Raw genomic sequence first — 12,759 nt, 5'->3', positions numbered from 1 at the left:
CCGGTCAGTCGAGCATGTCCGCTCCGGCCCGGGAATCCTCGGTGATGTGGATGAGCGTCGGGCCGACCGCTGCCTCCGCCTCGCTGAGCGCGGCCAGCAGCGCGTCCGCGCCGTCGACGTGGATTCCGCGTGCCCCCATCGCCTGCGCGAGTGCCGGGAAATCCGGCCCGGTGAGCTTCACCCCTGACGGAGTGTCCCCGCGGTCCTCCATCTCATTGCGGATCTCCCCGTACCCGCCGTTATCGACGACGATGAGGCACATCCGCACGCCCGCCTGCACGGCTGCGGCGAGTTCGGCGATCGTGAACATCGATCCCCCATCGCCTTCGATCGCGACGATCCTGGCATCGGGGTACGCGAGTTTCGCACCGATGCCGGCGGGCAGCCCGTAACCGAGCGTGCCCGCCCCGGCCGGGTAGAGGAACCGGTCACCGGAGCGAGCTTTCCACCCGGTCTGCACCCCGTAATAGCAGGCCATCGTCGAATCCGCTGCGACGAAGAGCGGTGAGGTGTCCGATTCCGTGAACGCTGTGAGTGCGGCCGACAGATCGGCCCAAGGTCGGCCGTCGGATTCCATCGCCGAGGCGGCCCTTGACTTCCAGCCGGCCCTCCAGTCTCGTGCGGCGGCAGTCGCGAATTCCGCGCGCATCGTGGTCACGCGCTCGTTCAGTGCCGCGGTCGCCGCCTTCGCGGCGGCGAGGATCGGATGGGTGACGGTCGCGTTCGTGAGCATCTGCACTTCGTCGATGTCGATGCGCACCACGGTGTCGGGCAGCGGTAGGGGTTCCGGCCAGAAGTCACTGGGTGCCAGTTCCGTACCGATCGCGATGACCGCATCGGCATCGCTTGTGAGTTCGGGAAGCAGCTCGAGGACCCCGACGGCGCCGATGGTGGTCTCGGCGCGGTCATCAACGAGTCCCTTCGCGTTTGAGGACAGGACGATTCCCGCTCCAAGTGACTCGGCCAGAGCGGCGACCTCCGCTCCTGCTCCGTGTGCTCCGGCCCCGGCGATGATGAGCGGGCGCTGGGAGGAGGCGATCGCCTCGGCTGCGGCCTCGATCTCGGAGGCCACGGGAGCCGGCAGCGCCCGGGCCAAGGACGGATGGAGCGTGCCCGGGCCGGCGATTTCGATGAGATCGAGAGGGATCTCGATGGCGGCCGGGCGGGTCCGGCCTGAACGCATCGCCGACAGTGACTGCCCGACTGCCAGCGACACCTCGCCGGGACTCGTGACCCGCATGACCTCGGTCAGTACCGCCGAGAGCGCCGCGGACTGGTTGCGCACTTCGTGGAGGAGTCCGTTCCCGCGGCCGGGGTGGGCCAACGGCATGCCGGGGGTGATGAGGAGGACGGGCACGGAATCGGTGAAGGACTGCAGCAGGGCGGTGAGTGCGTTGAGCGCGGCCGGCCCGGTCGTCGTGACGATGACCTGCACCTCGCCGGTGACGCGGGCGGCTCCATCGGCCATGTAGCCCGCGCCCTGCTCGTGGCGAGGTGAGACGATGTCGATGCCTGCGGCGCTCAGCTGCGCGAAGATCTCGAGGTTGTGGGTGCCGGGGATTCCGAAGACGCGGGTGATCCCTTCGGCCTGGAGCGCACGAGCCAGGTGTGCTCCGCCGGTGATGGTCGTCTGGTCCATTCTCATTCCTCGCTGTTCGGTTTCTCTGCTGGCACGTTCTCTGCGGTCGGGTTCTCCGTCGTCACGACGAGTGCGTCGACGGCCAAGGCGCCGTCCGGGGCAACTCGCACCGGGTTGATCTCGATCTCGGCGATGGCGTTGTTCCCGGCCACCATTCTGGATACCGCGACGATGATTTCGGCGAGGGCGTCGATATCCGCGGCGGGTCTGCCCCGCCATCCGGTGAGCAGCCGCGAGCAGCTCAGCCGCGAGATCATGTCCAGCGCTTCGGTGTGGGTGACGGGGGCGAGTTCGAGCCACGTGTCGGCGAAGAGTTCGGTCTCCGTCCCGCCGGCGGCCACGATGACGAGCGGCCCGAAGTTCTCGTCCTGCCGACCGCCGACGAGAATCTCGACGACGTGATCGCGTGTGTCCATCTCCTCGAGGATGTACTCACCCTCGCCGAGGCGACCCACCATGTCCGCGTATGCCGTTTCGACTGCGGGGAGATCGCTCAGTCCCAGGACGATGCCGCCGACCTCGGTCTTGTGGGCGGGCCATCCGGCCTTGAGCGCGAACGGCGGTCTGAGATCGGATGACGCGGCCGCCTCGGCGGGTGCACGGGACTCCCCGGGGCCCACGCTGCCCACAGTCACAGCGGCAGGGACGGGAATCCCAGCGCCCGCGATCACCGCTCGGGCGGCCGCATATCCGGTGCCCCACGGGGTGACGGGGCCGGTGAGTTCGAGGGATTCGGTGAGCCGACCCGAATGGGCGGCGTAGAAGCCGGCGCGGGCGAGCACGCGCATGGCCGCTTCGATGGAGGTGTAGGCGGGTATGCCGAGCTCCCAGAGGCGGGTGACGGCGGGCGACGATGCGCTCATCGAGTGGACGATGACGGGCTTCTTCGCCTCGGCGACGAGCTCGCCCAGACGATCGACGACAGCCAGTTCTCGGTCGCGCAGGTCGGGGACGTCCTCGCCGTAGCAGCCGAAGTATCCGGACAGGACGACAGCGTCGATGTCCGTATCGGTCAGCAGCACCTCGGCGAGGTCAGCATAGACATCAAGGTTCTTCTCTCCTGCGCCGTCGAGGTCGATGGGATTAACGATGTGGTCGGCCTCGGGCAGCAGTTCGCTCACACGTCCGGCACCGCCGGCGCTGAGTTCGCGCACGTCGAGTCCCCAGCTCTCGGCGGTGTCGGCGGCGATCGCTCCCTGCCCGCCGGAGTCGGAGAGCACACCGATGCGCCGGTCTTTCGGCAGCCAGGCGGAGGCGAAGAATCCGGCGAGTTCGACGAGTTGTCCGGGGGTGGCCAGGCGGATGGCGCCGGCGGCCCGGCAGGCGGCGTCGATGGTGTCCATGGCCGAGGTCATCGATCCGGTGTGGGATCGTGCGAGTCGCGCTCCTGCGCTGGAGGCTCCGGTGGTCAGGATCATCGTCGGCTTCCCGGCGGCGCGCAGGGCTTTGAGGGCTGAGACGAGGGCGGCTCCGCCGGTGAAGGATTCGAGGTAGAGCGCGACCTGAGCGGTGGCGGGGTCGTCGACGAGGGTGGCGAGCACCTCGGCGGCGCGGACGTCGGGTTGTCCGCCGATCGAAGCGAATCGGGAGACGCCGAGTCCGCTGCGGGCCGCGAGTGTCGCGATCTCCGTGCCGAGCTGGCCGCTCTGGGTGACCACGGCGAGACTTCCGGGTATGAAGTTGCCCCAGGCCAGGAGCAGATCGGCGTGTGAGTCGACGATCCCGAGCGAGTTCGGGCCGATGAGGCGGCCGCCGGTCTCACGGATAGTGGCAGCCAGTTGGTCGGCGTCGGGGACGCGGGCGGAGATGATGAGGAAGGCGCGCACTCCGTTCTCGAGTGCTTCGGCGACGACTCCCGCGACGGTGGGGCCGGGCACGGAGATGACGAGCAGCTCGGGCGTCTCCGGCAGGTCTTTCAGGCGAGCGTACGTCGGCTGGCCCTGGATCGAGCCGGCTGTGGCGTTGATGAGGTAGACGCGGCGGCGCTCGGCCCCGCGCAGAGCTCCGGCGGCGAGCCAGAAACCCCATTTGCTGGAATCGTTCGATGCTCCAAGGACGGCGACGCTGCCGGGATCGAAGAACGCGTCCATGTCGCTAGCTTTCCGGCGCCGAAGCGGCAGCGGCAGTGCGATTGCCCAAGGCTGCGAGATTCGCATCGACCTTCGCCTGAGCGGCCGCCCGGGGACTGATGCCCTGGTCGCGGGCTGCGGTGAGGACTTCGGCGGTGAGGTCGCGCAGGGTCGTCGTGACGATGGTGCGGCTGTCCTCCCAGCTGCCGTCGACGTCGCCGAAGGTCACCCACCACCACCAGGCGTTCGTCGCCGAGTTCGCGAGGAAGTCCGGGACGACGGTGACGCCGCGAGCCAGCAGCGTCTCTTCGGCCGCGGGCAGGACAGGCATGTTCGCGGCCTCGACGATGAGTGAGGCGGTGACGCGGTCGCAGTTGTCCGGCGTGATCGAGTAGCTCACAGCCGCAGGGACGAGGACATCGGCGTCGGCGGCGAGCCAATCGTCGCGATCGCCGACGAGGTCCTCCGGGCGCAGCGCTTCGCGGTCGATACCGCCGAACAGGTCCCGGGTGACCAGCAGCGCTTCGACGTCGAGCCCAGCGGGGTTGGACACGAACCCGTCGGCGTCGGCGATGCCGACGATGCGCAGTCCCGCCTCGGCGAGATAGCGGGCGGTGGCACCGCCCATGGAGCCGAATCCTTGGATGACGGCGGTGGATTCGCTGGGGTCGCGGCCGGCGTCGTGCAGGGCCGCAATCGCCGAGGTGGCCACACCGAGGCCGCCGACGAGTTCGTCCTGGGCGACGCCGTCGACGATGGCGGAGAAGGCCTTCTCCGCACGGGCCTCGACGGCGACGGGATCGTCGACGAGCTTGTTGACGGCGGAGAGTCCCGAGCCGAGTTCGCGGCGGGCGAGGATCTCGTCGATGTCGTCCTGGCGAACGCCGAGGTCTTCGCCGAGGGCCCAGTAGGCGTGCATGATCGGGTTGATGTCGACGAGGAAGCGTTCGAGGACGTCCTTGGCTCCGGGTGCGCGGGGGTCGAAGTCGATTCCGCCCTTGGCTCCGCCGACGGGCACATAGTGTCGGCCCTCGCGCAGATGGATCGCTTCCTTGCGGGTCATCCCCTGGGCGAGTCCGCGCACCTCCTCGAGGGTGCAGCCTTTGCGCATGCGCAGACCGCCCGAAGCGGTGCCGCGCACGAGGGTGTCGATGACGACGTACCCGTGTGCACCGGTGTCCGGATCCTGCCAAGTGATGTCCATGAACATGGGGCTCCCAAAAGATCGGCGTCTCAAGACTCTTACTGAACCGCTATTCAGTAAGACGTGTGACTCCAGTCTGTCCGGGTGAGGGCCACCACGTCAAGGCCGCTAGGATCGAAGCATGCCGACAGCACTCATCACCGGAGCCGAACGAGAGAACAGCATCGCCGCGGGAGTGGCCGCACGACTGTCGTCCGACGGCTGGACCGTGTGCACGAGCGATCTCGATCGCGGAGACTACCCGTGCGACCTGTCATCGGCTCAGGAAGCGCAGGAGCTGGTCGGTCGGGTGAGCAGGGATCATGGCACCATCGACGGATTGGTGCTCAGCCATGCGCACGGCGAAGAGTCCGGGATCTTGGACACCACCGCCGACAGCTTCGACCGCCACATGGTTGTCAACGCACGCGCGTCGCTGCTCCTCATCGCGGCGTTCGCGAAGCAGATCGGCGAGTCGGGAGGCGCGATCGTCGCCTTCACCAGCGATCACGCCACGGGCAATCTGCCCTATGGAGCATCGAAAGGCGCGCTCGATCGAATCGTCATCTCCGCTGCGCGGGAACTCGGACCGAAGGGGATCTCTGCGAACGTCGTCAATCCTGGGCCGATCGATACGGGCTGGATGGACGAAGAGACGAGGACCGGGCTGATCCCTTATCAGCCACTCGGCCGCATGGGCACTCCTCGCGACATCGCCGGGGTCACTGCATTTCTGCTCTCTGCTGAGGGTCGGTGGATCAGCGGCCAGATGCTGTCTGCCGACGGAGGGTTCTCCGCTCGCTACTGATGGGAGTGCACGGCAGTCGACCACATGACCGCACGGAAGCATTGTTGGGTCGATCCGCGGCGTTCTAGACGTGCAGAACACCGTGGATCGACCCAACAATCACCCTCAGCCGAGTTCGCGGGTGAGGAAGTCGTCGACCCAGGTGCTCAGCGCCTCTGTGTCAACGGTCTCCGAATTGACCATCACCTGGATAGCCAGGCCGTCGAGGAAGGCGAGGACCCGGGTCGCGCCCGACGCGGTGCCGCCTTCAGGTGCCGTGCACTCCCCCGCCGCGATGGCCTCGTCCATGAGGTGCACGAGAATCGACTTCCACTCCCGGTCGAGAGCGGCGAATGTTGCTCTCAGACCAGCATCGAAGAGTCCGGCCGACCAAGCGTCGATCCAGATCTTCCAACTGCGCGAGGAGCCGCTTGGCAGGTACCAGCCGACGACGTCCCGCAGTCGCTGGAGAGCCGAGACCTGCCCGGCAGCCAGCTCCCGGGCACGGTCGATGTCCTGCCGCCCGGCGAAATCGAAGGCCTCGGCGACGAGGGCTTCCTTCGTCTCGAAGTGGTAGATGACGAGACTGGCGCTCAAGCCCAGACGCGCGGCGACGTCGGAGACGCGCAGCGCGCGCAGACCCGTCGCCTCGATCTCCTCGACCGTGGCCGCCAGGATCTCCTCCCGGCGAACCGCTGCGCTCTTCCTCGCCATCTCGCCTGTCTCCTTTCACGTTCCAGCCGGACGGCATCCCGCGCCCGAGGCTCGACGCCCCGAACGCGGCGACGCGATCAGGGCAGTTCGACCTCGGCGGCCGGTCCGACCAGCGCCAGAGCCTTGGGCCGCGACAGCAGCCGCCCGGCCATCTCGCTGACGTCCTCGGCCGTGACCGAGCGGACGCGTTCGATGAGGTCCATCGGCGATTCGAGCGGCAGCCCGAAGATCTCCGACCGGGCGAGACGATTCATCCGCGCCGCAGAAGACTCGAGTCCGAGCACCATCGACCCCGACAGCTGGGACACGATCTCGTCGAGCTCGAACTGGCTCGGTGTCACCTGTGCCAACCGATCCCATTCGCTCACCGCCAGATCGACGACGGCCTGAGCGTTCTCGGCCGTGCATCCGGCATAGATGCCGAAGGTGCCGGTATCCGTGAACTGACTGGCCACGCAGTTCACGGCATAGGCCAGTCCGCGCTCCTCTCGCACGCTCTGGAACAGCCGCGACGACATTCCCCCGCCGAGCATGGTGAGCATGACCGAGTAGATGAACCGGTCGTCGTCGCCTTCGGGCAGGCCTTCGCAGCCGAGCATGACGCCCAGCTGTTCGATGTCTTTGACGGTGTGCGACTTCCCGGAGTGGAACTCCGGACGCACCCGTGCGGCCCCACCGAGGTGGGAGCCTTTCGCCACCGAGGCGGCGTCCCCGTTCCCCGCGCCCGACCAGACGTCGGCACGGGATCCGAGCCCCGCCTCGGCGAGGGCATCCTCAACCATCGCGAGGACCTCTTCGTGGGTCGCCCCGCCCGCGGCGGCGATGACCAGACGAGGCGGGATATACGTCGACTGATAGTGGTCGATGACCGTGTGGTGACCGAGCACGCGGATCTGATCTTTCGTCGCACCTACGGGCCGGGCCAGCGAATGCGGCCCGAAGACAAGGGAATCGAAGTCGTCGAAGAGGACGTCTCCGGGATCGTCGGCGGACATTGCGAGCTCTTCGATGATGACACCGCGCTCGCGTTCGAACTCCTCGACGTCGAGCTGGGAGTTCGAGACCATATCGACGAGCAGGCCCGTGATGTTCGGCAGATCCGTCACCAGGCACCTGGAGTAGTAGCAGGTGAGCTCCTTGGCGGTGATCGCATTCGAATCCCCGCCGGTGCGGTCGAAGGCGGCGGCGATGGTCTTCGCATCGCGGCTGCCGGTGCCTTTGAACAGCATGTGCTCGAGGAAATGCGTCGAGCCGGCGGTCTCTGCGGATTCGTCACGGGACCCGGCTGCAACCCAGATCCCGATCGTCTCCGAGGCCAGACCCGGCATGTGTTCGGTGGTCAGCGTCAAACCACCGGGGAGGACAGACCGATCGATTCGGCTGCCCTCCCCGGTGTGCGAACTGCTCAGTATCAGTTGTCTGATCCCTCTTCGTCCGATTTCTCGTCTTCGTCGGTGACCGGAGCCAGCGACAGCTTGCCGCGGTCATCGATCTTCGTGATCTCGACCTGGACCTTCTGGCCCACGCCGACGACGTCTTCGACGTCCTCGACGCGCTTGCCGTCGTTGAGCTTACGCAGCTCGGAGATGTGCAGCAGGCCGTCCTTGCCCGGGGTCAGGGACACGAATGCGCCGAAGCTCATCGTCTTGACCACGGTGCCCAGGTAGCGTTCGCCGACCTCGGGAACCTGCGGGTTCGCGATCGCGTTGATCATCGACCGGGCGGCCTCGGCGGCCGGTCCGTCGGTGGCACCGATGAGGACGGTTCCGTCGTCTTCGATGCTGATGTCCGCGCCCGTGTCCTCCTGGATCTGGTTGATCATCTTGCCCTTGGGCCCGATGACCTCACCGATCTTGTCGACGGGGATGTTCACGGAGATGATCCGCGGTGCCGTCGGTGCCATCTCGGCCGGAGCGTCGATGGCCTCTGCGATGACGTCGAGGATGACCATGCGTGCTTCGCGGGCCTGCTTGAGGGCGGCACCGAGCACCGAGGCGGGAAGGCCGTCGAGCTTGGTGTCGAGCTGGATCGCGGTGATGAAGTCACGCGTACCGGCGACCTTGAAGTCCATATCGCCGAAGGCGTCTTCGGCACCGAGGATGTCGGTCAGAGCCGCGTACGCGGTCTGCTCACCCTGGTCGGTGGAGATGACGTCGGAGACGAGACCCATGGCGATGCCGGCGACGGGCGCCTGCAGCGGCACACCGGCCGAGAGCATGGCCAGCGTCGAGGCGCAGACCGAGCCCATCGAGGTCGAACCGTTCGAACCGAGGGCTTCGGAGACCTCACGGATCGCGTACGGGAAGTCCTCACGCTTGGGCAGAACGGGCACGAGGGCGCGTTCGGCCAGTGCACCGTGGCCGATCTCGCGGCGCTTCGGGCTGCCCACGCGGCCGGTCTCACCGGTCGAGTAGGGCGGGAAGTTGTAGTGGTGGATGTAGCGCTTCGAGGTCACCGGCGACAGGGAGTCGATGGTCTGCTCGAGCTTGAGCATGTTGAGCGTGGTGATGCCCAGGATCTGGGTCTCGCCGCGCTCGAAGATGGCCGAACCGTGCACGCGCGGAACGACGTTCGTCTCGGCGGTGAGCGGACGGATGTCCTTGAGCCCACGCCCGTCGATGCGGACCTGGTCGGTGAGGATGCGCTTGCGCACGACCTGCTTGGTCAGGGCGTTGAGAGCGTTCGCGATCTCCTTCTCACGGCCTTCGAAGCGCTCACCGAGCTTCTCGAAGAGCTCGTCGAGGAGGGCGGCGCCGGCGGCTTCGCGCTCCTGCTTGTCGGCGATCTTGAAGTTCTCGGTCTGCTTCGCCTCGGCGAGTTCCCTGACGGCTTCGAAGACGTCGTCCTCGTAGTCGCGGAAGACGGGGAATTCGACGGTCGGCTTCGCGGCGCGATCGGCGAGTTCGGACTGCGCACGGCAGAGCTCGGCGATGAACGGCTTCGCGGCTTCGAGACCCTCGGCCACGACCTCCTCGGTGGGGGCCTGGGCACCGGTCTTGATCTTGTCGATGGCGTTGTCGGTGGCTTCGGCCTCGACCATCATGATGGCGACGTCGTCACCGACCACGCGACCGGCGACGACCATGTTGAACACGGCGTCCTCGAGCTGCGAGTGGTTCGGGAAGGCGACCCACTGGCCGTCGATGAGCGCGATGCGCACACCGCCGATGGGGCCGGAGAACGGCAGACCCGACAGCTGGGTCGACATCGAGGCTGCGTTGATGGCCAGGGCGTCGTAGAGGTGGTCGGGGTTGACCGACATCACGGTGACGACGACCTGGACCTCGTTGCGCAGGCCCTTGACGAAGGACGGGCGCAGCGGGCGGTCGATGAGGCGGCAGGTGAGGATCGCATCGGTCGAGGGGCGTCCCTCACGGCGGAAGAACGAACCGGGGATGCGTCCGGCGGCGTACATGCGCTCTTCGACGTCGACGGTCAGAGGGAAGAAGTCGAAGCCCTCACGGGGGTTCTTGCCGGCCGCAGTGGCCGAGAGAAGCATGGTGTCGTCGTCGAGGTAGGCGACGGCGGAGCCGGCGGCCTGCTGAGCCAGACGCCCGGTCTCGAAGCGGATGGTGTGCGAACCGAAGCTGCCATTGTCGATATGGGCAACGGCGGATTCAGGGTTGAGTCCCACGTAGTCTCCTATGTTGTGCCGGCACGCGGTGGTCTGCGGTGCGCAGGTGATAGTTCTCAACGCACGAGTGGACGCGCTGCCTTCGGCGGTGTGCCTCGGCAGTGCGCGACCCCGCGTCGTTCCGGCGGGATATTGGCTCGGACATCCCATGGATCCAAGCCGGTCATCGATCGGGGCCCACGGAACCGGCGCTCAAGCGCTCATTCCTCCGGAGGCCACTACCGAAGACCGAAACGTCCATGGCGTGGTTGTCCGGTACGAAGTCTACCGCAGAAGCACAGAAGCGCCCCACCCGAAGGTGGGACGCTTCCATTTCAGCTGCGCTGAGTCGAATCAGCGGCGCAGGCCGAGGCGCTTGATGAGCGAGCGGTAACGCTCGATGTCGACCTTCGCGAGGTACTTGAGCATGCGGCGACGCTGGCCGACGAGGAGCAGCAGGCCACGACGCGAGTGGTGGTCGTGCTTGTGATCCTTGAAGTGCTCGGTCAGGTCGGTGATCCGGCGGGTCAGCAGTGCAACCTGGACCTCGGGAGAACCGGTGTCGCCCTCATGAGTTGCATATTCCTTGATGATCTCTTGCTTCACAGCGGTATCGAGAGCCATGGAGTTCTCCTTCGTGTCGTTGCGCGGCGCAGGGACCTGAAGTCTCTGCCCTATGGGACCGCGGCCGGTGAAAACGGCAGAGATCAGCTTATCAGGTGTGCAGGACCTCACGCACATCGGCGATGTCCTCATGCATCTGCACGATGAGGTCGTCCATCCCGGTGAACGCGACCTGCCCACGGATGCGGGAGACGAATTCGAGAGTCATCTCACGGTCGTAGACGTCGAATTCGCCGAATTCCTTGTCGAGCACGTACGCCTCGACCCGTCGGACCTGCCCCTGGAAGGTCGGGTTCGTGCCCACGGAGATCGCGGCCGGGTACGCCTGATCCTCACCGGAGAACGTCGCCCAGCCGGCGTAGACGCCGTCGGCGGGGACGAGTCCATCGGGATTCTCCGAGAGGTTCGCCGTCGGGAATCCCAAGTCGCGGCCGCGGGCATCGCCGTGGACGACGGTGCCGTGGAGGGCGTGGTAGCGCCCGAGCTGGTCGGCCGCCTCGGCGACATCACCGCCGGTGAGCTGCTCCCGGATCCGGGAGGACGAATACCGTCCCCCGCGCCCGACTTCGTCGATCGTTTCGACCCGGAACCCGAATTTCTCGCCGAGGCGGCGCAGAGTCTCGATCGTGCCTTCGTTGTCCTTGCCGAACCGGACATCGTCGCCGACGACGACGATCTTCGCGCGCAGGGCTTCGACGAAGTACCGGCGCACGAATTCCTCGGCCGACTGGGCGGCGAAGTCGAGGTCGTAGGGCTGGATGAGGAGGCCGTCGATTCCGGTGGCGGCGATGAGGTCGGCGCGCTGCCGGGTCGAGTTGATCATCACGGTCGGCTCGTCGGGGCGGTGGACCGTGCGCGGGTGCGGGTCGAAGGTCATTGCGATCGAGCGCAGGCCTTCTTGCCTGGCCAGGGCGGCGACGGTGGTCAGGACCGTTTCGTGTCCGCGGTGCACGCCGTCGAAGTTGCCGAGGGTGACGACGGTGCCGACAGCGTCGACCTCGACCTCACCGAGTCCGTGATACAGCTCCACCAGACATTCGCTCCTTCCGTGCACCGATTCAGATTATCGCAGAGATCTTCCGCCTCCTAACCCGGACCTCGCCGAGGCGGAAGGACGGGTTCAGGCGACGATCGCCCACCCGATGACGCCGAGGAGGGAGGCCAAGGCGATGGAGACGAAGGTGCCGATGATGAACCGCTCCCCCGCGGCCGCCGAGGACTTGATCTCCGCGAAGCGCCCGAGCCCTTTGACCGCGATGACCACGGCCATGAGTTCGGGGCGACCGAGCACGATCGCACCGGCGATGAGTGCGCGTTCAACGATGCCGATCCACAGTCCGCCGCGCAGGACTTCGACGTCCTCGGCTCCTGTGCGTTCGGGCTTGGAGCCCGGGCCCGCATGGGTCAGACGGAGGAGAAGCGGGACGAGTGGCCAGCCGATGAGGGCCGCGATGATGGCGGCGGCGATGGCGACGAGCACGTCAGTCCACATGTGCGTCTCCTTCCGATAGGGCTCGTTGGAGCCGGTCGAGATGGTGCCGGGCCAGATGCTCGGCCCCGGCGATGATCTCGGCGGGACCGGCCGCCAGCACCCGAGAGACCGCCTGTTGGGAGACGTCGAATTCCGCGGCGATCTCGGCCTGAGTGGCATCAGGGTGGTCCAGTCGGTATCCGACGTAGCCGCGGGAGTGACCGCGCAGCTCTGTCAGCGTGCTGATGAGGAGCCGCAGAGCTGCCTCCGCCAGCCCACGATGGTCACTGTCCGCATCGGCGCTGACGACGTCCGGGTCGGCGCTCACGACGAGGTGGACGGGTGCGGATTTGGCTGCTTCGACCGCCTGGCGAGCGGAGTAGAAGGCTTCTCCCCTACCCTCGGTGGTCGTCTCGGGCAGCGGCCGTTCGACCTCGCCGATTCCGAGGCCGATATGCCAACCGGAGTCGATGCCGATACGGCGCACCGCCTCGGCGACGGCGTCGGGACCGTCGAGGACCCCTTGGACCTCGTCACCGATGGTGCGGGCGAAGGGAACGACCGTGTCGATCGGAGAGAGAGCATCGAGGATGCGGGGCACCGCGTCGGCGTTCGACCGCGAATCCTGCTGGTCGATGGTCAAGACAAACATAGGACAA

11 protein-coding genes are annotated in these 12,759 nt (G+C 66.9%); 1 reads left to right on the top strand and 10 read right to left on the bottom strand.

What is annotated here, in order from left to right; all coding sequences use genetic code 11:
• Positions 1–4: 4 nt before the first annotated feature.
• From ACU4IU_RS15565 to ACU4IU_RS15555, 3 genes are read right to left on the bottom strand one after another with little or no spacing between them, the layout of a single operon-like run.
• Positions 5–1,639, bottom strand: a complete 1,635-nt coding sequence (locus ACU4IU_RS15565) for a thiamine pyrophosphate-binding protein (RefSeq protein ID WP_446657224.1) — start codon at positions 1,637–1,639, stop codon at positions 5–7.
• A gap of 2 nt (positions 1,640–1,641) precedes the next feature.
• Positions 1,642–3,729 (bottom strand): acetate--CoA ligase family protein, encoded by a 2,088-nt coding sequence (locus ACU4IU_RS15560; RefSeq protein WP_446657223.1) that lies wholly within the window; start codon positions 3,727–3,729, stop codon positions 1,642–1,644.
• 4 nt (positions 3,730–3,733) lie between these two features.
• Positions 3,734–4,918 (bottom strand): Glu/Leu/Phe/Val dehydrogenase dimerization domain-containing protein, encoded by a 1,185-nt coding sequence (locus tag ACU4IU_RS15555; protein ID WP_446657222.1) that lies wholly within the window; start codon positions 4,916–4,918, stop codon positions 3,734–3,736.
• A gap of 115 nt (positions 4,919–5,033) precedes the next feature.
• On the opposite strand from ACU4IU_RS15555, the gene ACU4IU_RS15550 reads away from it, so the two are divergent.
• Complete coding sequence (locus ACU4IU_RS15550; protein WP_446657221.1) at positions 5,034–5,699, top strand: SDR family oxidoreductase; 666 nt, start codon at positions 5,034–5,036, stop codon at positions 5,697–5,699.
• 105 nt (positions 5,700–5,804) lie between these two features.
• Here ACU4IU_RS15550 and ACU4IU_RS15545 read toward each other — a convergent pair whose 3' ends face one another.
• The 7 genes from ACU4IU_RS15545 to ACU4IU_RS15515 all read right to left on the bottom strand — a co-directional run bounded on the left by ACU4IU_RS15545 (position 5,805) and on the right by ACU4IU_RS15515 (position 12,752).
• Positions 5,805–6,392, bottom strand: coding sequence for a TetR/AcrR family transcriptional regulator (locus ACU4IU_RS15545; protein ID WP_181272036.1), 588 nt, complete (start codon positions 6,390–6,392; stop codon positions 5,805–5,807).
• Positions 6,393–6,469: 77 nt separating this feature from the next.
• Positions 6,470–7,741, bottom strand: coding sequence for a M16 family metallopeptidase (locus ACU4IU_RS15540; RefSeq protein WP_446657220.1), 1,272 nt, complete (start codon positions 7,739–7,741; stop codon positions 6,470–6,472).
• A 62-nt stretch (positions 7,742–7,803) separates the two neighbouring features.
• Positions 7,804–10,026 (bottom strand): polyribonucleotide nucleotidyltransferase, encoded by a 2,223-nt coding sequence (locus tag ACU4IU_RS15535; RefSeq protein WP_139908422.1) that lies wholly within the window; start codon positions 10,024–10,026, stop codon positions 7,804–7,806.
• Positions 10,027–10,359: 333 nt separating this feature from the next.
• Positions 10,360–10,629 carry a 30S ribosomal protein S15 gene (rpsO, locus tag ACU4IU_RS15530; RefSeq protein ID WP_039210907.1) on the bottom strand — a complete coding sequence of 90 codons (270 nt, stop codon included), beginning with the start codon at positions 10,627–10,629 and terminating at the stop codon, positions 10,360–10,362.
• Positions 10,630–10,720: 91 nt separating this feature from the next.
• Positions 10,721–11,659, bottom strand: coding sequence for a bifunctional riboflavin kinase/FAD synthetase (locus tag ACU4IU_RS15525; protein WP_139908423.1), 939 nt, complete (start codon positions 11,657–11,659; stop codon positions 10,721–10,723).
• A 90-nt stretch (positions 11,660–11,749) separates the two neighbouring features.
• Positions 11,750–12,121, bottom strand: a complete 372-nt coding sequence (locus tag ACU4IU_RS15520) for a hypothetical protein (protein WP_139468782.1) — start codon at positions 12,119–12,121, stop codon at positions 11,750–11,752.
• Positions 12,111–12,752 carry a hypothetical protein gene (locus tag ACU4IU_RS15515; protein WP_139468783.1) on the bottom strand — a complete coding sequence of 214 codons (642 nt, stop codon included), beginning with the start codon at positions 12,750–12,752 and terminating at the stop codon, positions 12,111–12,113. The genes ACU4IU_RS15520 and ACU4IU_RS15515 overlap by 11 nt, the downstream gene beginning before the upstream one ends.
• Positions 12,753–12,759 lie beyond the last annotated feature (7 nt).

Source organism: Brevibacterium sp. CSND-B09 (assembly GCF_052906525.1).
This window is presented reverse-complemented; position numbering and strand designations above follow the sequence as displayed.

Bases quoted from the DNA above. Each gene is read 5' to 3' on its own strand.
- ACU4IU_RS15565 (WP_446657224.1), bottom strand. From the start codon at position 1,639: ATGGACCAGACGACCATCACCGGCGGAGCACACCTGGCTCGTGCGCTC.
- ACU4IU_RS15560 (WP_446657223.1), bottom strand. From the start codon at position 3,729: ATGGACGCGTTCTTCGATCCCGGCAGCGTCGCCGTCCTTGGAGCATCG.
- ACU4IU_RS15555 (WP_446657222.1), bottom strand. From the start codon at position 4,918: ATGTTCATGGACATCACTTGGCAGGATCCGGACACCGGTGCACACGGG.
- ACU4IU_RS15550 (WP_446657221.1), top strand. From the start codon at position 5,034: ATGCCGACAGCACTCATCACCGGAGCCGAACGAGAGAACAGCATCGCC.
- ACU4IU_RS15545 (WP_181272036.1), bottom strand. From the start codon at position 6,392: ATGGCGAGGAAGAGCGCAGCGGTTCGCCGGGAGGAGATCCTGGCGGCC.
- rpsO (WP_039210907.1), bottom strand. From the start codon at position 10,629: ATGGCTCTCGATACCGCTGTGAAGCAAGAGATCATCAAGGAATATGCA.
- ACU4IU_RS15520 (WP_139468782.1), bottom strand. From the start codon at position 12,121: ATGTGGACTGACGTGCTCGTCGCCATCGCCGCCGCCATCATCGCGGCC.
- ACU4IU_RS15515 (WP_139468783.1), bottom strand. From the start codon at position 12,752: ATGTTTGTCTTGACCATCGACCAGCAGGATTCGCGGTCGAACGCCGAC.